Source organism: Gordonia lacunae, from assembly GCF_002149015.1.
GTDB classification, from domain to species: Bacteria; Actinomycetota; Actinomycetes; order Mycobacteriales; family Mycobacteriaceae; genus Gordonia; species Gordonia lacunae.
Genome location: NZ_NGFO01000018.1, coordinates 63269 through 84433, shown reverse-complemented (window position 1 = coordinate 84433; position 21165 = coordinate 63269). Strand labels below are relative to the sequence as shown.

At 68.2% G+C, this 21165-nt stretch carries 16 protein-coding genes and 1 riboswitch; of the genes, 7 read left to right on the top strand and 9 right to left on the bottom strand.

The features are described from left to right. Positions 1 to 3 precede the first annotated feature (3 nt). Together thiD and thiC are read right to left on the bottom strand one after the other, a co-directional pair. The gene (gene thiD, locus CA982_RS16130) at positions 4 to 855 is read right to left on the bottom strand and encodes a bifunctional hydroxymethylpyrimidine kinase/phosphomethylpyrimidine kinase (RefSeq protein ID WP_086536312.1); all 852 of its coding nucleotides are present in this window, start codon (positions 853 to 855) and stop codon (positions 4 to 6) included. An 89-nt stretch (positions 856 to 944) separates the two neighbouring features. Continuing rightward, positions 945 to 2633: a phosphomethylpyrimidine synthase ThiC gene (thiC, locus tag CA982_RS16125; RefSeq protein WP_086536280.1), complete on the bottom strand. Its 1689-nt coding sequence runs from the start codon at positions 2631 to 2633 to the stop codon at positions 945 to 947. Further along, positions 2625 to 2739: riboswitch (TPP riboswitch) on the bottom strand. (Overlaps the previous gene by 9 nt.) 214 nt (positions 2740 to 2953) lie before the next feature. Between thiC and CA982_RS16120 the strand changes: the two genes are divergently transcribed. Then, positions 2954 to 3301, top strand: a complete 348-nt coding sequence (locus tag CA982_RS16120) for a GNAT family N-acetyltransferase (RefSeq protein ID WP_086536279.1) — start codon at positions 2954 to 2956, stop codon at positions 3299 to 3301. 380 nt (positions 3302 to 3681) lie between these two features. Here the strand turns inward: CA982_RS16120 and CA982_RS16115 are convergent, their stop codons facing one another. Beyond that, positions 3682 to 5343 carry a (2,3-dihydroxybenzoyl)adenylate synthase gene (locus CA982_RS16115; RefSeq protein WP_086536311.1) on the bottom strand — a complete coding sequence of 554 codons (1662 nt, stop codon included), beginning with the start codon at positions 5341 to 5343 and terminating at the stop codon, positions 3682 to 3684. Positions 5344 to 5500: 157 nt separating this feature from the next. On the opposite strand from CA982_RS16115, the gene CA982_RS16110 reads away from it, so the two are divergent. The 6 genes from CA982_RS16110 (at position 5501) to CA982_RS16085 (ending at position 11666) form a co-directional block, all read left to right on the top strand. Continuing rightward, on the top strand, positions 5501 to 6841 hold the full coding sequence (locus CA982_RS16110) for a salicylate synthase (RefSeq protein ID WP_086536310.1): 1341 nt from the start codon (positions 5501 to 5503) through the stop codon (positions 6839 to 6841). A gap of 46 nt (positions 6842 to 6887) precedes the next feature. Continuing rightward, the gene (locus CA982_RS16105; protein WP_010844744.1) at positions 6888 to 7136 is read left to right on the top strand and encodes an acyl carrier protein; all 249 of its coding nucleotides are present in this window, start codon (positions 6888 to 6890) and stop codon (positions 7134 to 7136) included. A 17-nt stretch (positions 7137 to 7153) separates the two neighbouring features. Further along, entirely contained in the window at positions 7154 to 8335 is a 1182-nt protein-coding gene (locus CA982_RS16100) for an acyl-CoA dehydrogenase family protein (protein WP_086536278.1), read from the top strand. Positions 8336 to 8375: 40 nt separating this feature from the next. Beyond that, positions 8376 to 9683 carry a wax ester/triacylglycerol synthase domain-containing protein gene (locus CA982_RS16095; protein ID WP_086536277.1) on the top strand — a complete coding sequence of 436 codons (1308 nt, stop codon included), beginning with the start codon at positions 8376 to 8378 and terminating at the stop codon, positions 9681 to 9683. A 107-nt stretch (positions 9684 to 9790) separates the two neighbouring features. Next, positions 9791 to 10627 carry an MTB12 C-terminal domain-containing protein gene (locus tag CA982_RS16090; RefSeq protein ID WP_086536276.1) on the top strand — a complete coding sequence of 279 codons (837 nt, stop codon included), beginning with the start codon at positions 9791 to 9793 and terminating at the stop codon, positions 10625 to 10627. Between the two features lie 64 nt (positions 10628 to 10691). Then, entirely contained in the window at positions 10692 to 11666 is a 975-nt protein-coding gene (locus CA982_RS16085; protein ID WP_086536275.1) for an ABC transporter substrate-binding protein, read from the top strand. Between the two features lie 169 nt (positions 11667 to 11835). On the opposite strand, the gene CA982_RS16080 is transcribed toward CA982_RS16085, so the two are convergent. From CA982_RS16080 to CA982_RS16055, 6 genes are read right to left on the bottom strand one after another with little or no spacing between them, the layout of a single operon-like run. Continuing rightward, positions 11836 to 13155 carry a lysine N(6)-hydroxylase/L-ornithine N(5)-oxygenase family protein gene (locus tag CA982_RS16080; protein WP_086536274.1) on the bottom strand — a complete coding sequence of 440 codons (1320 nt, stop codon included), beginning with the start codon at positions 13153 to 13155 and terminating at the stop codon, positions 11836 to 11838. Further along, positions 13152 to 14696 carry a pyridoxal phosphate-dependent decarboxylase family protein gene (locus tag CA982_RS16075; RefSeq protein WP_086536273.1) on the bottom strand — a complete coding sequence of 515 codons (1545 nt, stop codon included), beginning with the start codon at positions 14694 to 14696 and terminating at the stop codon, positions 13152 to 13154. The genes CA982_RS16080 and CA982_RS16075 overlap by 4 nt, the downstream gene beginning before the upstream one ends. A gap of 50 nt (positions 14697 to 14746) precedes the next feature. Beyond that, the gene (locus tag CA982_RS16070; protein ID WP_086536272.1) at positions 14747 to 16273 is read right to left on the bottom strand and encodes a condensation domain-containing protein; all 1527 of its coding nucleotides are present in this window, start codon (positions 16271 to 16273) and stop codon (positions 14747 to 14749) included. Continuing rightward, the gene (locus tag CA982_RS16065) at positions 16261 to 18699 is read right to left on the bottom strand and encodes a penicillin acylase family protein (RefSeq protein WP_086536309.1); all 2439 of its coding nucleotides are present in this window, start codon (positions 18697 to 18699) and stop codon (positions 16261 to 16263) included. Before CA982_RS16065 ends, CA982_RS16070 begins: the two co-directional genes overlap by 13 nt. 5 nt (positions 18700 to 18704) lie before the next feature. Then, entirely contained in the window at positions 18705 to 20522 is a 1818-nt protein-coding gene (locus CA982_RS16060) for an IucA/IucC family protein (protein WP_086536271.1), read from the bottom strand. 4 nt (positions 20523 to 20526) lie between these two features. Next, entirely contained in the window at positions 20527 to 21135 is a 609-nt protein-coding gene (locus CA982_RS16055) for a GNAT family N-acetyltransferase (RefSeq protein ID WP_086536270.1), read from the bottom strand. Positions 21136 to 21165: the final 30 nt, after the last annotated feature.

The following is a 21165-nucleotide window of genomic DNA, read 5'->3' as shown; positions in this document are numbered from 1 at the left end:
TGGCTAATCCGCAGGGCCGGCGCGCAGTCGCCACAACGGATTGACCGGACCGTGACCGGCGCCCAGCGGATAGGCGGCGGCCAGGCAGCGCGTCACCCAGTCCTTTGCGAAACCGACTGCCTCGGGGACCGGACTTTCGTGTGCCAGTGCACTCGCGATCGCCGCGGCGAGGGTGTCACCGGCACCGTGATCGTGCGGAGTGTCGATGCGCTCATGACTGAGTTCGATGAAGTGTTCACCGTCGTAGAGCAGGTCCGGGGACCGGTCCGACGCGCGCAGGTGCCCGCCCTTCACCAGGGCCCAGCGCGGTCCGAGATCGAGCAGTGCCCTGGCCGCGTCGCGCTGCGAATCGGCGTCGGTGACCTCGATGCCGGTGATCAACCGGACCTCGTCCAGATTCGGGGTCACCACCGTGGCGAGGGGGAACAGCTTGTGGCGCAGCGTGTCGAGCGCGGAGTCGGCGAGCAGCTGGTTTCCGTGCATCGACGCGCACACCGGGTCGACCACCAGCGGGACGGACGCGTCTCGGCCGATGCCGCTCCGGCCGCACTGCTCGACGATGGCCTCGATGATCGGCGCCGACGCCAGCATCCCGGTCTTCGCCGCGGCGACCCCGATGTCACCGGCGACCGTGTCGATCTGCGCCGCCACGGTCTGCGGTGAGATCTCCTCGAATCCGCTGACGCCCAACGAGTTCTGCACGGTCACCGCAGTCACCGCGACGCACCCGTGCACCCCGAGCAGGGCGAAGGTACGCATGTCGGCCTGGATTCCCGCGCCACCACCCGAATCCGAACCGGCGATGGTCAGGACCCGCTTCGGCACGGAGCCGGGCTGCGCGACAGGGAGTCCCACGAAGCCCTGCTCGTCGACCGTGCGGTGAACTCCGTCGACTGGGCGTCCTTCTGCGTTGACTGGGCGTTGATTCTCGTCGACTGTGCGCATCAGGCGCCGCCGACGGTCTCGAGGGGGAGGTACACGCGGTTCCCGGCCTCGGCGAACTCCGCCGACTTCGCCGCCATGCCCTCCGCGATCGTTCGGTCGATGTCCTCGATGGTGACCAGACCGTGCTCCTCGGCATACGCGCGGACGTCCGCCGAGATCCGCATCGAGCAGAACTTGGGCCCGCACATCGAGCAGAAGTGGGCCGTCTTGGCGGGCTCCGCCGGCAGCGTCTCGTCGTGGTACGCGCGGGCGGTGTCGGGATCGAGGGCGAGATTGAACTGGTCGGTCCAGCGGAATTCGAAGCGCGCCTTGCTGAGTGCGTCGTCGCGCTCCTGAGCCCGCGGGTGCCCCTTGGCGAGGTCGGCGGAGTGGGCGGCGATCTTGTAGGTGATCACGCCGATCTTGACGTCGTCGCGGTCCGGTAGTCCCAGGTGCTCTTTCGGTGTCACATAGCAGAGCATCGCGGTGCCGGCCTGGGCGATCATCGCGGCGCCGATCGCCGAGGTGATGTGGTCGTACGCGGGTGCGATGTCGGTGGCGAGGGGGCCGAGGGTGTAGAACGGCGCCTCCTCGCACAGCTCCTCCTCCACGCGCACGTTCTCGGCGATCTTGTGCATGGGGACGTGCCCCGGGCCCTCGATCATGACTTGCACACCATGTGATTTGGCGATCGTGGTCAGTTCGCCCAGAGTGCGGAGCTCGGCGAACTGCGCCTCGTCGTTGGCGTCGGCGATCGACCCGGGACGCAGGCCGTCACCGAGGGAGAACGTGATGTCGTAGCGCCGGAAGATCTCGCACAGCTCGTCGAAATGCTTGTACAGGAACGACTCTCGGTGATGCGCCAGACACCAGGCGGCCATGATCGAACCGCCGCGCGACACGATGCCGGTGATGCGCTTGGCGGTCAGCGGGACGTAGCGCAGCAGGACACCGGCGTGGACGGTCATGTAGTCGACACCCTGTTCGGCCTGCTCGATGACGGTGTCGCGGTACAGTTCCCACGTCAGTGAGGCGGGATCGCCGTCGACCTTCTCGAGTGCCTGGTAGATGGGTACGGTCCCGACCGGCACCGGCGAGTTGCGCATGATCCACTCGCGGGTGGTGTGGATGTCTGCGCCGGTGGAGAGGTCCATGATGGTGTCGGCGCCCCATCGGGTGGCCCACACCATTTTCTCGACCTCGTCGGAGATGGAGCTGCGGACCGCCGAATTACCGATGTTCGCATTGACTTTCACCGCGAACCGCTTCCCGATGATCATCGGCTCGGATTCGGGGTGGCGGTGGTTCGCCGGGATCACCGCGCGCCCGATCGCGACCTCGGACCGGACCAGTTCGGCATCGACGCCCTCCCGGGCGGCGATGAACCGCATCTCGTCGGTGACGATCCCGGCGCGCGCCCAGGCGAGCTGGGTGCTCGCGCCGTCGATCGGGTCGGGCCGGTGCCAGCTGTCGCGAGTGGGTGCGAGGCCCTTCTCGACATCGATGTGCGCCGACGGGTCGGTGTACGGCCCCGAGGTGTCGTAGACGTCGAGATGCTCACCGTTGGTGAGGTGGATGCGACGCTGCGGCACGCGCAGATCGTCGACCGAGAGGTAGTGCTTGGTGCTGCCCTCGATCGGACCGAGGGTCAGGAAACCGGAATCGGCCGGTGCGCTGCTGTCGCGTGTGGCGGATACACGTGTGCCCATGGCTTGTCTCCCTACGCCGGCATTACCCGGACAGGTTCGAGCGGTCGGCGACCGCCCGTCGCCATCTCAGCCCTCGGTCATCGTGAGAGCCCCCGCGGTGTGTAGTTGTCGTGCGGCAGCCACCCTACCTCGGATCGGCGGGGCGCATGGCCGGGGTGGCCGTGAACCGTATCGATTTGCGACGACGGCGACATCGGGGTCGGCAGTTACGGTTCCGTAAGGTACCGTGTGACCCGGATCACAGGAAGGTGCGGGTGTCGAGCCGCGGCCGGCGCCCGCCGGTGGTCGGATGTCCGCGATCAAGAGGTGAGGAGGGTCGGGTGCTACGTAAGCATCGTCAGCGACCACCACAGTCGGCGAAGTCGATTCTGCAACAGATCTCGCAGGTGGTGCACAACCCCGACCGTGACCGGTTCGAGCTCTGGGTCGCCGGCGACCTGGTCGGCGTACTCGGCTACTCGACCGAGACGGTCGACGGTCAGACCACCATCACCGTGCTGCACACCGTGCTCTACGACGAATACAGCGGACACGGACTCGCCACCCGCCTCACCCGCACCGTGGTGCACTACACCCGCGAGCAGGGTGCCCGTCTCCGACCGGTGTGCACGTTCACCAAGCGCTACCTCGACAGCCATCCCGGGATCGTGACCCTCGCGCCGGTGTGAGCCGCGTGTCGACTTGCCCCTGAGGGAGAAAGCGAGCCCGCCTCCGCTCCCTGAGGTGCGAGCGAAGCGAGCCACGAAGGGCATGGTGACGTGCCTCGCCTACCCTTCGTGGCTCGTCGCTTGCGCTCCTCGCACCTCAGTTTCTGCGGCCCGGCGGCCGTCGTGGACTACGAAACAACCGTCGTGCTCGGTGCGCGACCACATTCACTGCTCCCTGAGGAGCGAGCTTGCGAGCGTCACGAAGGGTCTCGCAAGCTCGTCTCGCCAAGACCCTTCGTGACGCGCCCTCCGCAAGCTCCGGGCGCTCCTCAGGGAGCAGGGGTCATACGGTTCTTTCGGATTAGGGAGCAATGGGGGTCGCTTGCGCTCCCCGCACCTCATCACGACGTGGGCGGGCCCGCCAGCAGCGTCTCGCGGAGCACCTTTTTGTCGATCTTGCCGACCGCGGTGACCGGGAGCGTGGTCACTACGCGGACCACATCGGGCAGCTTGAACGAAGCCAGTCCGCGCTCGGCCAGAAAAGTCCGGATCATCGCGAGTTCGAGCGGCTGGGCCGGGGGGTGCTCGTGCGAGAGCACCACGGCCGCGCAGATCTTCTCGCCGAGCGCGTCGTCGGGGAGGCCGACCACGGCGACCTGCCGCACCGAGTCGTGCGCGAGGAGGTTCTCCTCGACGTCGTCCGCGGCGACGTTCTCGCCGGCGCGCACGATGGTGTCCTTGATGCGTCCGGTCACGGCGAGGTGGCCCGACGCCAGCCTCGTGACCTTGTCGCCGGAACGATAGAACCCGTCCGGTGTGAACGACTTCTCGTTGTGCGCCGCGGCGCGGTAGTACCCGCGGATCGTGTACGGCCCGCGCACCAGCAGTTCGCCTTCGACGCCGTCGGGGACGTCGGCCCCGTCTTCGTCGACCACCCGAACCTCGTCGAGTTCGGACATCGGTGAACCCTGGACCTGGTGGACCAGGTCGCGCGGTTCGCCGGGACGGGTGTAACAGATCAGGCCTTCGGCCATGCCGAACACCTGCTGGACGACATCACCGAGTGCCGCGTCGAGGGCGACGGCGTCGGGCTGGGCCAGCTTGGCGCCGCCCACCTGCAGCAGGCGCAGCGAACTGATGTCCGCGGGCTCCCACTCGGTTGCCGCACACCAGAGTTGCGCGAGGGCGGGCACGAGTGCGGTCACGGTGACCCGGTGCCGTTCGATGAGGTCGAAGGTGTTGTCCGGACTGGGGTTGTCGGCGAACACGACGTGTCCGCCGACGCCGAGCACGCCGAGGATTCCCGGGCAGCTCAACGGGAAGTTGTGGGCGGCGGGCAGTGCGACGAGGTAGGTGTCGTCGGCGGTGAGACCGGCGATGTCGGCCGACAGACGGGCGTTGAGGTCGTAGTCGTCGTGGGTGCGCGCGATGAGTTTGGGCAGGCCGGTGGTTCCCCCCGAGACCAGGAACAGCGCGGGCAGTGCTGGGTCGGGGTCGTCGGGGAGCGCGGTCTCGGCGTCGGGCAGTGCCGCGAACCGGCCCGGATCGCCGGAGATGAAGACCTGGGTGACGTCGGGCACCCGCGACTGCAGATCGGCCGCGAGGTCTCGGAAGTCAAACCCGCGGCGGCCGTCCTCGCCGATGTAGGCGACCGCGCCCGCGCCGGCCGCGAGATGGGCGATCTCGGTGATCCGGTGCGCGGGCAGCGTCATCACCGGCACGATCCCCGCGCGCAGGAGGCCGAACAGGGTCACGGCGAAGTCGAGGGAGTTGTTGAGCTGCAGCACGACTCGTTGGGCGGGCCGCAGGCCGGCATCGACGAATCCGGCGGCCCGGCGAAGGGTGGCGGCGCGGAACTCGGCGTAGGTGAGCGTGCGTGGACCGTCGGTGGAGGCGTCGGTCACCGCGGGGGCATCGGGGGAGCGCTCGGCGGCGAGGTCGAGGGCCGCGACGAGCGGGCGGCCGAGGAAGACCCCCGCTGCCCGGTAGTTCTGGGCCTGCGCGTCGGCGTGAGGGGTGAAACCGTCGAGCAGATCGGTCACGTGGTCGAGGTGCGTCGGCATGAGTTCATTCAAACACAGCCAGGATAGGGTAACCTTACCGGTCGATACGGGACGGCGCATCCGCTCTCGACCCGTGGGGGGTTGTTTGATTAGGCTGCCCTAAGATTCCCTATGATCATCGGTGCTCGAGTGCATCAGGACCGGAGGAACGAAGGACATGTCGCTGACAACCGAATCGCACGCCGCGCAGTTCGTCGATCTGCTCGCGCCTGCCTCGCCGCTGGGTGAGTCCGACGCCGCACGGATCACGGCGGCGTGGGCGGGTTCCGGCGAGTTCGGCGATCATGTCGTCTACGAGCGTGACCGGCGATGGACCTTCGCGGCCGGCGTCCGTGCTCGGGTCGTCGTCACACGAAGCGAGGTCATCGTCGACGATGCGGGTGACCGGACGACGACGCCGTGGCACGGCGACCCCGCCGACGCCCTCGCCGCCGCGACCGCTTCGCTGTCGATCCCGGACTGGCGGGTCTACGGCTGGGTCGGTTTCGACTTCTGCGCGCCGTATCACGGCATCCTCGACCGTGTTCCGGACGACACCGTCCTGGCGCACCTCATCGTCCCCGAGTTCGAGGTGACCGTCGATGCCGACGGGGTCGACACCGGGTCCGTCGACGCCGATCGCGCCCGTCGTCTCCTCGAGATCGCCGCGCAAGCAACAGTTTCGGCCCAGTCCCGACCGGTCGATGTCCAGTCCGACCCGGATGACTACCGCGGCCGGGTGGCGACCGCTGTCGCCGAGATCGAAGCCGGCCGGTATCAGAAGGTGATCCTTTCGCGCGCCGTCGACATCCCGTTCGACGTGGACATCCCCGCGACCTATGCGCGTGGTCGCGCCGACAACAATCCCGCCCGTAGCTACCTGCTCTCGCTCGGCGACCTGCAGGCCGCCGGCTTCAGCCCCGAGCTCGTCGTCGCCGTGCACGACGATCGGACCGTGGTGACCGAACCGCTGGCCGGCACAAGGGCTTTCGGCGTCTCGGCGGATCAGGACGCGGCGGCCCGCGCCGACCTGCTGTCGGATGCCAAGGAGATCGCCGAACACGCCATGTCGGTGCGTGCCTGCTTCGACGAGATCTCGTCGATCGCGGCCGACGACACCACCGCCGTGAGCGAGTTCATGGAGGTCCGCGAACGAGGCAGCGTGCAACATCTCGCCTCGACCGTGCGCGGAACTCTCGCGGATCACGAATCACCTTGGCGTGCACTCGAAGTCGTCTTCCCGTCGATCACCGCGTCGGGGATTCCCAAGACTCCGGCAGTCGAGGCCATCGACCGCCTGGAACCGCGGCGTCGTGGCCTGTACTCCGGTGCGATCCTCACCGCGGCATCGACCGGGGAGCTCGAGGCCACCCTCGCGCTGCGCACCATCTTCTCCTCCGGGGACGGTGCGTGGCTGCGCGCAGGTGCCGGGATCGTCGCGCAGTCCACCCCGGAGCGCGAGTTCACCGAGACCTGCGAGAAGCTCGGCAGCGTCGCCCCGTACGTGGTTCCGCGCTGATCACCCGATACTTTCGACCGAACACCCCCATCTCAGGAGTCACCACATGTCCGACCACATCACCGAAGCCCTGCGCGGCATCCTCGAAGAAGACCTCGACCTCGCGCTGGGGGACGTCAGCCGCGACTCGAAGCTGATCGACGACCTGGGGCTGGATTCGGTGGCTTTTGCCATCGGCGTGGTGGCGATCGAGGAGCGTCTCGGCGTGAAGCTGTCGGAGCGGGAGCTCTTCGAGTCCAAGACCGTCGGTGACCTCGAGGACCTCATCCGGTCGAAGGCCGGCACCCCCGCCTGAGACGACGGAGAGCCGACATGAGTGTGGACACACCGGTGCAGACGTACGCCGAACTGCTCGACGCCGCGTTCGACGAGCGGGTGACATCGTGGACGGCGCAGGCTGAACGGGATCACCGGTTCCCACGGCCCCTTCTCGAGCATCTCGGGTCCGAAGGCGTCTTCGTCCGGAAGTGGGAGGACCGCAAGTTCACCGACCTTCACGATCATTTCGCGCTGGGCGCCCACCTCGGTGCGCTCGGCTCCGCGGCGATCGGGGTGGGGGTGAGCCTGCACGACTCGGCCATCGCGATTCTCCGCCGCTTCGGCCGCAACGATTACCTCAAGGATCTGGCCCAGCGTGCGCTGACCGCTGAGACCGTGCTGTGCATCGGGGCCTCCGAGGAGCAGGGCGGGTCGGATCTGCAGAACTCCGAGACCCGGATCTTCCCGGAGGACGGCGGCTTTCGAGTCGTCGGGCACAAGAAGTTCGTGTCGCTCTCGCCGATCGCGGATCACGTGTTCGTGGTCTGCCGCGGGTCCGAGGACGGTCCTGATGTGGGCGGCAACGTCGCCCTGGCCGCGGTGCCGATCGAGTCGGTCACGGTGGGTGAGCCGTACCAGAAGCTGGGCGCCGGACCACTCGACACCGCGCCGGTCACGATCGACGCCTGGATTCCGGACGAGGCGCTCATCGCCCGGCCGGGGACCGGCCTGGCGATCATCAGCTGGGGACTGGCGCACGAGCGGTACTCGGTGGCCGCGCAGATCGCCGCCGCCTGCGAGGTGATGATCGGGGTGACGCTCGCCCGAATGATGGAGCGCACCCAGTTCGGCAAGAAGCTCTACGATCACCAGGCTCTACGCCTGCGCGTCGCCGATCTGCAGGCCAGGGTCGACGTCCTGCGGTACTCGCTCGCCGGCGTCGCCGCCGAAGGCAAGATCAACCTCCGCACCGCCGCGGCGCTGAAGGCGACGGCCGCCAATCTCGGTGAGGAGGTCGCGTCGGAGTGCCTGCACATCTTCGGCGGGATCGGCTACCTCGAGACCGAGACCCCGATCGGCCGGTGGTGGCGGGACATGAAACTGGCCCGTGTCGGCGGCGGCACCGACGAGGTGCTGTGGGAGCTCGTCGCCGCGGCGATGAAGCCCGACACCGCGCGATACCAGGCCATGTTCGTCGATCCCGAACTCCACGGCCCCGGTTCGCCGGCGTCCTGAAGCACCCGAGACACCCTCCCACCCACCAGGCGGTCCACACATGAACAGCCCAGCCAGCCAGGCACCGGTCGATGCGCGCGTCACCGAACTCGCGCCTCCCGACCACACCTACCTGCACATGGACTCCGACAGCGCACCGATGCACTGGTCGATGATCCTGCAGCTCGAGGGTGACGGCGACCTGCTCGGCGTCGACGAGGTGCGGGCGCGGGTCCGCGAGCGGTCCGGACTGTTCGAGATCTTTCGGCTGGGAATCCGTAACGGGCGCTGGCGCAAGCCCGAGGTGGTGCTCGCCGACGACAGCTGGGACGCCGGCGAGCACGTGACCGAGCTGGGGTTCACCGACCGCGCGCACCTGCAGCGTCGGGTGACCAAGCTCCTCGAGTCGCCGCTGCCTCGCCCGCGTCCGTTCTGGGACATCACGCTGTTCACCCCGTCGGCCGGTGCCGAGGGTGTCGGACAGTGGGTCCTGTTGCGAGTGCACCACAGCGTCTCCGACGGGATCGCCGGCGCCGCGTTCGCCGCGCTCCTCGCCGACGGCGAGCCCGCGGATCTGGCCGAGTTCGAGCGGTTCGCCACCAGCCCGCGCTTCCGGATCAGCGGCATCGATCCCGAGGAGCTGAAAGAGGCGAAGGCCGCCTACGGTGATCAGCACGCGGCCGGCGGTGGCAAGAAGCGGGCCTGGCCGGCGCTGACCAAGTCGGGCGAGCGTGGGTACGCCCTCTTCTCCGCCTCCACCCGAACCCTGCGCAAGGCGGCCAAACGCAATGACGCGACGGTCCACGAGTTCCTGCTCGCCGCCATCGGGCGGGCGATCAGCCTCAACCCGCCGGCTTCCCCCCAAGCCGACGTCGTCCGCGTGACGCTGCCCGTGACCCTCGACGACGAGTTCCGGCACACCGGTAACGCCGTGTCCGTGGCGCTCCTCAACCTGCTCGGCAACGAGCCCGACCTCGCTCGCCAGATCGGCCGCGCGCGAAGCGAACTCGAGACGATCGCGACCCGGAAGCCGGAGTTGTACCTGGCCGCGGCCGACGATCTGCCGCGCGCCCCGCTGTGGGGTCTGCAGCGCGCGATCGTGAACGCGTCGATGTCACACATGCATCCCGACATCCACATCGGCATCAACCCCGGCTTCTCCCGGGTGCGGTCGGTGCTGGGCAAGTCGATCGTCACACTGACGCCGTTGTCACCGCTTGCGGGCTACTCGCTGTCGGTGACGACCTTGATCCTCGGACACACCACCACGTTCGGCGTCGTCACCGACGCACAGGCGCTACCCGGTTACGCCGACCGGTTCGTGGCGACGCTCGACGAAGTGCTGCGGGAGGCCCTCCCGTCGACCTGACGGGAGAGCGAGCTTAGGCTTGCCTTGTCATCCGATGTCCGAGGGCTGCAAGATACAGGTGGCCGTCGGCTCGGCGGGGGCGAAGACATACACGGAGAAAGATCAACATGAGCAACGACGTCAACTACCAGGACCCGTCGGCGGTCGACTACCAGTCCGGGGTCGACTACCGCGAACCGGATGCGGGTTCGTCGCGTCGGTCGGGCGGGGTCAGCATCCCGACCGTGCTGGCGTCGGCAGGCGTCGCCGCCATCATCTCCGCGATCGTCGTGACCATCGGTGTGGTGGGTATCGTGGTGAGCGAGCGCAACGACTCTGCCAGCGCCGCGCAGCCGACCGTCGTCAATCTCGGTGCCGCGCAGACCGCGTTGCCCCAGCAGGGCATCGCGGGCCAGCAGCCGGGCGCGGTCCCGGGCCAGCCCGCACCCGCCGGAGCGCCGGCAGCGGCACCGACGGAGAACGTGCCCGAGGGCGGCGGGGCCATCGGCGGCCCGGTCGGCCCTGCCGGTGAGGGCGCCGCACCGGCTCCCGGCCAAGCCGCGCCGGCACCGGGAACCACTGCCGCGCCGCAGCAGACCGTCGCCGCCGGACCCACCGCGCTGACCCCGGGCCAGCTCAACACCAAGGTCCGGATCGTCATGAACTCCAACGGCAGCCGCGCCGCGCGGGCTGCCGAGCTCGAAGGCGGTGAGCGTGCGCTGCGCCAGATCGACCTCGTCGCCCGCGCGATCACGACCTACGGCAACGTCGGGCTCAGCTACCAGATGGTCGGACCCGTCCAGGTCAGCGGCACGACGTTGACCGCGCCGCTGCAGATCAGCGTGGTCGGCCGCGGCAGCCAGAATCGGTCGATGACGTTCGTGTGGAGCGGCAACAAGTGGAAGCTGTCCAACCGAAGCGTCTGCACCATCGCGGGATTCGTCCTGCTGCCCTGTTCGCTCTGACAGCCGGGCACACACACTGTCCGGTCCGCCGGACGACATCGACAACCCATTGGGGGATCTTCACGTGACGTCACGACATCGCCTGGGCGCACTCGTCGCGAGTGCACTCCTGTTCGCGGGCCTGCTGGCCGGTTGCTCGAGTTCGGATGACGACTCCGCGGGCGGCACCGTTCAACTCAACCTTCCCGACGGCCGGCAGGTCACGATCCCGAACACCCCTGAGCGGATCGTCACGCTGGGCGACCAGTGGACCGACGTCGTGCTGTCGTTCGGTGAGACCCCGGTCGGTTACTACGACTACTCGAAGTCGGCGACCGGCGAGATGCAGCCGTGGTACGGCGAGAAACTGGCCGATGCCACGTTCATCGACCCCACCAAGGGTGACGACGCGACGACCATCGCCAAGTTGAATCCCGATCTGATCTTCGCCCCGGGCTTCGCGTCGGACAGCCCGGAATTCCAGCAGATCTCGAAGCTGGCGCCGACGGTGAACGCGATCAGCGACCAGGAGATCGATCCCTGGCAGGACATGGTCACCGTGATGGGTACGGTGCTGCACGATCCGGAGAAGGCGAAGTCGATCATCGACGACACCAACGCCAAGATCGCGGCGGTGTCCGAGGAGTACCCGGGCCTGAAGGGCAAGACCTATGCTTTCGCCTTCATGTACGGCAACGATCAGCTGTCGGTTCTCGGTGATGAAAATGACGGAGCCGGAAAGCTGTTCACCTCGCTCGGTATGAAAATGGCTCCCAAGCTCGTCGCCGAGTACCAGCGGACCGGCCAGCCGCGTTTCGGGCTGAGCACCGAGAACATCCCGATGCTCGACGCGGATGTGCTCGTCGTGGCCACCGCCACCCCCGAGCAGGCAGAGACCCTACGGTCGTTGCCCGGGTACAAGAACCTGAAGGCGGTCAAGGACGACGCCGTCACGTTCATGACCCAGTCACAGATCACCGGCCTGAACGCACCGACGCCGAACTCGATCCCGTACGTCCTCGATCTGCTCAAGCCGTCGCTCGCAGCGGCATCCAACTGATCTCGGTCTGACGAACTCGCCCTCCGCGGAATGCGGAGGGCGAGTTCGTTTTCTGGGTCATCGGGCCCTTCGGGGCGCGTGGACCTCGACGCGCTCCTTCGTCGCTTGCACTCCTCGCACCTCAGGGGAACAGGGGCGCAGCAGGTCTCTCGACCGTGGGGGGAGTCGATCAGGACGTGACGATGTCGTCGTCGTCCGAGGCGCCGAAGCTGGTGAACGCCGTGTGCTTGGGCAGCCGGTAGGCCTCGCGGCCCAGCACGGTGTTGAGGATGCGTGCGTTGCGGACCGCACCGATGTCGAGGTTGGGGGCCGAGACGCCGTGCGCGTGCTCCTCGGCGTTGGCGACGAAGATCCGGTTGGTCAGGGCGTCGTCGGTCTCGATCTCGTGGTTGGCGCCGATGACGAGCCGTCCTCGCGAATCGCGGTGCAGCGCAGACTCGATCGGGGCGAGGAAGTCTGCCTTGCGCGCCTGGTAACCGGTGCCGGCGATGACCATGTCGGTGGTGTGGGCCAGTTCGGAACCGGTGTCGAGGTGGCGGCCGCGCACCCGGAGCTTGCCGTCGGCGAGGGTGTCGACGCCGTCGACCTCGACCGAGATCCGCAGCTGCACCGGGTTGAGCTTGTCCTGCAGCTGACGCCGGTACAGCAGGTCGTGGAGCCGTTCGAGCGAATCGGTGGAGATTCCCTTGTGGAACTGCCAGTGCTGCGGGCGAACCCGGTCACGCGCCGCCTCGGGAAGGCTGTGGAAGTAGTCCATGTAGGCCGGCGTGGTCATCTCCAGCGACAGCTTCGTGAAGTCCAGCGGTGCAAACCACGGTGTACGCGTCCACCATCGCACGGCGGGGCCGCCGCGCAGGTTGGCCTCGAGGAGATCGATGACGATCTCGGCACCCGACTGGCCGGAACCGATGACCGTCACGGTGTCGGCGGCAAGCGCCTTCTCCTGGTTGAACAGGTACTCGGAGCTGTGGACGACGGCCGGCGAATCCGATGAGAGTGCCTGCGGGATGAAGGGTTCGGTGCCGATTCCGACCACCACGTGGCGCGCGATCACCGTCGAGGAGCTCGTCGGAGTGTGCATGGTCACTCGGAATGCATCGGCCTCGGCGTCCCAGGTCACCTCGTCGACCGTGGTGCTCCATCGGAGTGAGTCGAGCCGGGAGACGCACCAGAGAAGGTATGCCTCGTACTCGATGCGCGTCGGGAAGAAGTCCTCGCGCACCAGGAATCGGTACATGCGATCGATGTCGGCCATGTAGTTCAGGAACGACAGCGGGTGGGTCGGGTCGACGAGCGTCACCAGATCGGACAGGAAGCTCACCTGCAGGGTGGCATCGTCGAACATCAGGCCCGGGTGCCAGCGGAACTCGTCCCGCGAGTCGACGACGAGGAGGTTCACGTCGTCGAGCGTCGAGGCGAGTGCGGCGAGGCCCAGATTGAAGGGGCCGCAACCGATCGCCAGTACGTCTACGTTCTCAACAGGGGTCATTCGGACACTCTCACCATTTCTTCACTGTGTGTTTCCGCGCCGGGTGCGGCGGTGCCTTCGGACTCCACCTCGAGGGCGACCCGCAGGAGTTCGTCGAACAGCTCGTCGATGTCACTCTCCGAGGTCTCCGGGTTGAGGAGGGTCAGCTTCAGGCAGGTCTGCGGCTCGTCCTCGCCCGGGATCCGGACCTGGGTCCGACCGATGAGGGCCTTGCCGTCGGCGATCAGGCGGCGCCGCAGTTCGCCGTTGACCGCGTCGAGATCGGTGCACCGGTAGCGGAACACGACGGTCGTCAGCGTCACCGGCGCGACGAGCTCGAGCTGCAGCTCGGTGGCGACACGTTGCTCGGCGTACAGCGCGAGGTCGTTGCACTTGTCGAGCATCTCGCCGAGGGTGCGGCGCCCGTAGGCGAGCAGGGTCGTCGCGACCTTGAGGACGTCCGGACGCCGGGTCGTCTGGAGGGTCTGACCGAGGAGCCCGCTGTATCCGGCCTCCACGTCGTCGTCCGGATTGAGGTAGGCCACCGAGCGATTCAGGGACACGAAGCGATCCGCGTCGGACAGGAGCATGAGGCTCGCGGCGGCCGGCTGCCAACCCACCTTGTGGAGGTCCAGGGTGATCGAGTCGGCGCGTTCGACGCCGGCGAGCAACCCGGCGAGGCGGTCGGAGAACAGCGAACCGAATCCGTATGCGGCATCGACGTGCATCCAGATCTCGTGACGCTCGGCGATGTCGGCGATCTCCCCGAGTGGGTCGACGGTGCCGAAGTCGGTGGTGCCCGCGGTGGCGACGATCGCCAGTGGGGTCGCGGGTCCGGATTCCCGGATCGCTGCCTCGAGGGCCTCCGGGATCATCCGGTGGTGTGAGTCGACGTCGACCGGGATGACCGCGGACTCGCCCAGTCCCAGTGCCGCGCAGGCACGATGGACCGAGAAGTGGGCGACCCGCGAGCAGAAGACGACCGGGCGATGCAGCGCGCCGACGCCGTCGTGACGGACGTCGACACCGCGACGTGCGGCCGTGTGATCGCGGGCGATCATCAGCGCCAGCAGGTTCGAGATCGATCCGCCGGGACTGAAGACGCCGCCGGCGTGTTCGCCGAATCCGGCCATGCGTGCCAGTGACTGGACAGTCCAGGTCTCGAGCGCGAGCGTGGCCGGGCCCGAATCATAGGTGTCGAGTGAGGCATTGGTCGCCGAGGCCAGGGCGTCCGCGGCAACCGCCACCGACAGGGGAGCGGGTTGCAGATGTGCCGCGGCCATGGGGTGGGTGAGGTCGAGACCGAACTCGGCCACCAGACGAGCGAGCCGGGTCAGTGCCTCGGTTTCGCCGATGCCGGTCTCGGGGATTCCGTGCGGACCGAGCAGAGCCGTCACCCCGCCGAGTACCGCCACGGGGTCGCCGCTCGGCAGCGGGGCGCCGTGGTGATGATCGCTGACCGCGGCGGCAACCTCGGCCAAGCCGCGGCCGACGTCGGCCCAACCGTCGCCGGGACGGGCGAATCGCGAGGCACCCCAGACGGACTGGTGGTCTTCGGACACTGAGTTCCCCCTTGTAGACTCTGGCGCGCGATGGCGCGGCGGCAGGCCGGTCATCCGGCGATGCCCTTCTGCGGAACGCGCTCGAGGAGCGCGGAGACGGTGTGGTGCAACGACGCCGGGATCAGGTCGACGAGCGTGGTGAGCACGGCGGTGGCCCGGTCGGCCACCGCGTCGGGCACGATCCCCGGCTGGTGATCGACCTCGACGTGGGTGCCGTCGTCGTCGGTCTCGAAGGCGATCGAGAGCGGGTAGTTCGCGATCCCGTTGAAGACCGACCGGCAGGTGACCGGGGCGTCGGCGGGTTGCGGGATGCCCCGCAGCGGTGCGGGCCGGACCGACGCCATGATCTCGATGACGGGGAATCGGCCACCCTGCTGCCGCAACGCGGTGAGGATCGGCCCGAAGTCGGTGCCGGAGTGCTCCATTGCGCGGTAGATGACCGAGCCCGCGTCGCGAAGGGTCTGTTCGACAGTGGCGTCGGGGTCGACGCGGAATCGCATCGGGATGATGTTGCCGCAGTAGCCGACGTCCTGGGGTGCCTGCGCGCGCCGACGGTTGTCGGCCGGGACCACCAGAACATGGTCCGCGGCGCCGGTCAGTGCGTACGAGGCCAGCGCGCAGACCCCGATCAGCAGCGCATTCGGTGTTGCCCCGACGGTTTGGGCGACCCGCCCGAAAGCGGTCAGCGAGTCGGCTGCCACCGGGGCGGCGGCCTTGACGCCCTCGCGGTCGTCCATCGGCGACAGCCAGCTGTCGGCGGCGCTCTCCGTGGGTAGTTCGCCGGTGAGCGGGTAGCGGACATCGTCGGCCGCCCAGGTCGCGATCGCATGCCGTACCGCGCTGCTCGCCGCATCCGCGGCGACCGCGGAGTCGGGCATGTCCGGTCGGGTGTCCGCGAGGACGTCTCCCGGCCACGACCCCGACACGAGGGTGCCGAGGAGCACGGGCCACGACGTGTCGTCGACCGCGAGGTGGTGGACCACCAGGATCATCGTGACGTGTCCGTCCGTACCCGAGACATGCAGCCGTAGGGGAACGTCCGAGTGGAGATCGAAAGGTGTCCGCGTCCAGGTGGTGGCCGTCGCGTCGACGTCGTCACCGCTGTCGCTCGCAGCTGTGTCCGTCGCTCCCCAGGTCCACACCGATCGCGAGGCGTTCCACGCACCCGCGCGCGTCACCTCGCGGCGACTCGGCGTGCCCGCGTCGTCCACCTCGACCACCGAACGCAGCACCCGGAACCGCTCGACGAGCAGTTCGGCGGAGGCGACGACCGAACCCAGCGTGCGGCGGCCGCCGAACTCCAGCACGAGTCCGATGTTGTGCGACAACGATTCCGGGTCCAGTTCATAGATCCGCCACATCCGGCGTTCGGCGATGCCGAACTCGCCGAACGGCACTGTTGGCTCGGGAGCGGAGCGAGCGGGCCGAATGTCACCGGCGCCGGGAGCGGAGCGAGCGGGCCGAATGTCACCGGCGCCGGGAGCGGAGCGAGCGGGCCGAATGTCACCGGCGCCGGGAGCGGAGCGGGCGAGCCGACGACGCAGGAGCGTCAGGCGCGCTTCGGTCAACGCGGGCATGGTTCCCTCTCGGTCGATGTGGCGGCGTGCGGCGTGGACGCAGCCGCGGCCATGGCGTGCAGGGTGTCCCAGTCGCGGACGACCTCGACCAGCTCGCCGGCCGCCCACTGCGCTGCCTGGTCCTGGAAGTGATCGGACCGGGGATCGCCGCTCACGCCCAGCGGGACGATCCAGCGACTCGCGCCGCGATCGGCGAGATCCCAGACGTAGCGAGCCGCGGCGCCGGTGATGCACAGGTGCGTGCCGACCGCCGCGGCGTTGGCGAAGACGCTCTCGGCGTCGCCGGCGAGGGGCAGCGGCGTCGGACGCAGCGCGGCGAACAGATCCGGATACTGCGGCGACGCGCCGACCAGGTCGAATCCGTGAATGGGGGCGAGGCGGTGGACGCTGCCCCAGGTGGGCGTCGAACCGAAGGTGGCGACGCGGGCCACCACCGCGTCGAGTGCCGCCACCGCGACCGCCTCGATGTCGATGCCGATCCCCGCGGTGTTGGCGACGACGGACGTCAGTGCGGTGGCCAGCCGGGGTTCGGGCACGAACCAGGGCTGGAACACCGCCGGGAATCCGTGCGGCCCGCGGAGCGGGGCGAGGATGTCGGTGTTCGCCACACCCAGGACGAGTTGGGTACGGAACTCGGCGTACAGATACGCATCGGTGCTGTCGGCGTCCATCGCCCGGTCCCACGCGATCAACCGCTGCCGGACATCTTCGGCCTCGGCGTTGTCGGCGCGTAGGCGGGACAGCAACTCCTGGACCACCGTCGCCTGCTCCAGGCGGACGTCGGAGTGGATGTCGGCACAGTCCGCCGGACTCACCGAATCGAGATCGTCGAGCCGTGCGGCGATACGGTCGGCGCGGAACGGTTCGACACACTCACTCGTGAGCGGTTGCAGCGCAGGCACGTCCGACATCCGCTGGTTCGCGGTGACGGTGATGCCGCCCTTCGAGACGCCCTTCGAGACGCCCTCCGCAAGCTCTGGGCTCCTCAGGGGGCGGGGGACGCCCTCCGCAAGCTCCGGGCTCCTCGGGGGGCGGGGAGTGCCCGGCAGCGTCGCGTCGAAGTCGGGATCGCCGAGCGAGCCGCGCTCATATCCGCGCCACTGATAGCGCTCGTCCCAACCGGGCACCGGCAACCAGTAGTTCTCGGGTGCCCGGACCGGCACCCGACCGGCCACATGGGTGGCGACGGTGCCGTCGGCGTGGGCGATGACCGCGCGGTTGACCGGCTCGACCCAGTTGACGAGCGCGGCCTCGACGTCGGCGACCGTGCGCGCGAAGAGCAGATCCAGCGGCGCGTCGAAGGTCACTTCCTCCGAGAGCAGCGGAGACCGCATGCTCATCGCGAACGAGTCCTCGGCGCCGCCGAAGACGACAGCACCGTTCGGTGTGGTGATGATCTGCACCGCAACAGGTTCGGCATCCCGGACCCGGACCGTCTCGGTGCGGACCCCGGCCGGCACCCGGCTCCCACCCGGCACCTCGACCAGCAGTGTGCCGGCCTCGTCGCGCGTCAGCCGCTCGAGGAACAGATCCTGATAGTCGCCCATTGCGTTGGTGATGCCCCAGGCGATGTCGTCGCCCTGGCAGAAGTGGGGGACCCCGGGTACGCCCGCGAAGGCGAACCCGGCCATGTCGAATGCGTCGCGGGGACCGGTCGAGGCGAGATGGAACTGCTGATAGATGCCCGGCAGCTCGAGGAAGCGATGGGGGTCGCCGGCGACGATCGGCGAGCCGGTCGAGCTCCTCTCCGCGGAGACTCCCCACGCGTTGCTGCCCGACTTCGGATCACCGAGGTCGACTGCGGAGGAGGGCGGTTCGGGAGAGGCCGGCCGGGTGATCGCCAGGATCTCGTCCAGGAACGCCTCGTCGGGCATCGCAGGCACCGTGGGGTCGGTCTCTCGTGTCTCGAAGTCCCAGAATCGCAATGCGTCCAGACCGAGCGTGCGACAGGCGTGCAATCGGAACAGTTTTGTCGTGAACCGTCCGAACAGCACGTGGTGCATGATGAACACCGAGATCGGCGTCCAGGGACGCCACGGTTGCGGACGGTGCGCGAGTGCCTCGAGTTCCGGTGCCGCAGCGGAGGTGTCGTGGTCGTCGAGCGTGCTGTTCACCCCGGCCGCGTAGGCGGCCACGAGATGTCGGGTGCGGGTGGAGGATGCGTCGAAGATCCGTTCGGCCGCGGCGTCGAGCTGTGCTCGCCGGGCGAAGGTGTCCCACTCCACGCACGAGGCCCCGAAGACCTCGGCGGTTCGTCCCTCGGCGCGCAACCGCATGAACTCGATCTGCCAGCGCCGATCCTCGCCGCATGCCCGGCCCTGCCCGTACAGGACGGCCTCCGGGGTGGAGGCGCGGACGTGCGGGATTCCGTGCCCGTCGCGCAGGATCTCCACGTCCGGTCCCGAGTCACTGTTGGTGACGGTCATGTCGATCACCCGTCCCTCTGCGACGCAATCGGATTGGCCAGCCGGTGACCGGCATCGATCAACGATGCGTAGGAGTCCTCGATGTCGACCATGCGCTTGTTGTTGCGCAGCTGCAGACCGTTCATGTGCACCGCGCCGAACTCCGGCGCGAACAGATCCCAGCGGGTGAACCGGTCCTCCAGTTCGGGATGAGCGGCCACGAACTCGCGCAAGCTCTGTCCGACCAGCGACCAGAACTCGCCGTCGTCGACGATCCGGTGTGTGTGCAGGACCTCGGCGAGCGGGCGCAGGAAGTCGTCGAGGACATCCGACAGCACACCGAGATTCCGGATCTCGTCCGGCTCGGTGGTCCGGACCCGTGCGCAGCTCTCGGGCAGGCCCGCTGCCTCCCCGAACACCGACACCTCCTCGCCGATGTCCTTGAGGATGGCGCGCACCGGGATGCCGTCTGCGAGAACCAGGATGAGGTTCTCGCCGTGCGGGGAGAACTTCAGCTCGTATCGGTAGAGCAGGTAGGCGATGGGGTGTAGATAGGTCCGCAGGTAGCGGCGGATCCATTCGGTGGCGGGGACACCTGAGCGTTCGATGAACGCGCCGACCAGCGGTTCGCCCAGGTGATCGACGTGGAGCAGTGCGGCCATGGTCGACAGTTGCTCGTCGGCGGCCGTCAGCGGCACCGGACTCTGTCGCCACAGCGCCGACAAGATCTTGCGGTACTCCGACCCCGGCTGGGTGATCGGTGTGAAAGTCGGGCTGCGGTAGCCGATCGCCGCGACCTCGAAGATCATCTCGAACCCGATCGCCGCGAGGTACTGGTCGTCGGCGACGAGACCGCGCACCCAGTTGTTGATCAGCGGTGTCGTGCGCATGTAGTCGGCGGACATGCCGCGCGTGAAACCCATGTTCACGATCGACAGCGCGACCTTGACGTAGTTGCGGGTCGGCGTCGTGGCGTTGAACACCGTACGGATCGACTGCTGGGCCTGGTAGAGGTCGGGACTCGTGCCCACCTCGACGATGCGCCGGCCGGCGATGTCGGCGGAGTACAGCTTCTGCACCTTCTCGACCCACTGCCAGGGGTGTACCGGCAGGTATCGGTAATCCGCGGGGTCGCAACCGGCGTCGCGCAGCGCGGAGTCGAACCCCGCCAGGGTCTCGGCACCGAGCTCGTCGAGGAGCAACGAGTCGTAATCGACATCGTTGACGGTGGCCACATCACAGTCCTCACGACGTGCGGCCAGCCAGACGAGACGGAAGTGGTTGCCGACCTCGGGGGCGTAGCGATCGATGTCGTCGGCGCTGAACCCGAGACGGCCGGCGTTGGCGACGATGCACGGATGCCCCTCGGTCATCGTCGCCTCGATGGTCTGGAAGTCGGCGTGCGCGAGATCGGTTGCCGGGATGCGGCGTACGTCCGGACGTTCGGTACTGATGGCCAGCGTGTTGATGAACTCCTCGAGATATTCCGGCAGCGCCTGCGGCCCGATGCCCAGGAACGGGGCGAGGTCGACGATCATGGCGACGGCGTCGACCGGGACCTCGGCGCCGTCTCGGACGCGGCGCAGCGACGACTCGTCGATCGCCCAGCTGTCCAACGCGAGACGATCGGCGCGGAAGTGGTACTCGGTGCGGCCGTCGGCGGAGGAGACGACGTACCCGTCGTCGCCGGTCGCCACCGGATCGAGCGCCCGCTCGTGGGCGAACTCCGCGAGGATCTTCTTCGCGATCCTGGTGTGATAGGTCTGGCGGTGGCTGCGCGCATCCGACCCCCCGGCCGTGCGCGCCGCGAACCCGCTCGTGGTCCCGATGTCCTGAAGAGTCAACGATCTACGCTCCCAGATCCGTGACCTCGACGGGCCCGACAGACCTGCCGTTGTCGGTCACCTCGAGGAAATCGGCTCGGGTGCAGTAACTCAGGTGCGCGGTCTTGTTCCCGACGGGGTAGTCACCGTCGACCCGGAATCCCACGCTCGCGTTCAGGCGGTGCACGGCCTTGTTCCGGACGTCCGGCTCGACGACGACGCGGGCGGCACCGACCTCGAGGATCGCGGTACGCATGATGTGCAGCATCACCGCACCGGTGAATCCGGGCAGGGACTGTTCGGCGTGCGCGACCAGCAGATGCATGCCGATGTCGCCGTCGGCGGGCACGTAACCGCTGGCCGGGTCGGCGAGTTCACTGGTGGCCGGGTCGTAGAGTTCGAACAGGAACTGCGGGTGCCCGTCGTGATAGCCCAGGCGCATTCCGTACGGGGTGCCGGCCGTGGCCTCGGCCGAATCGCGAATCATCTTCTCCACGTCGGCGACCGAGCTGTCGAGCATGTCCCAGTACTTGGCCTTGGGATGGGTGAGCCATCCGTGCACGGTCGCGGCGTGCGACACGTCGTCGAGGTCGACCGAGTTCAGGTCGTAGGTCGGTGCGGAGGAAATGGTCATGATGCCTTTGCTCTGGGAGGTGGTCTGCCT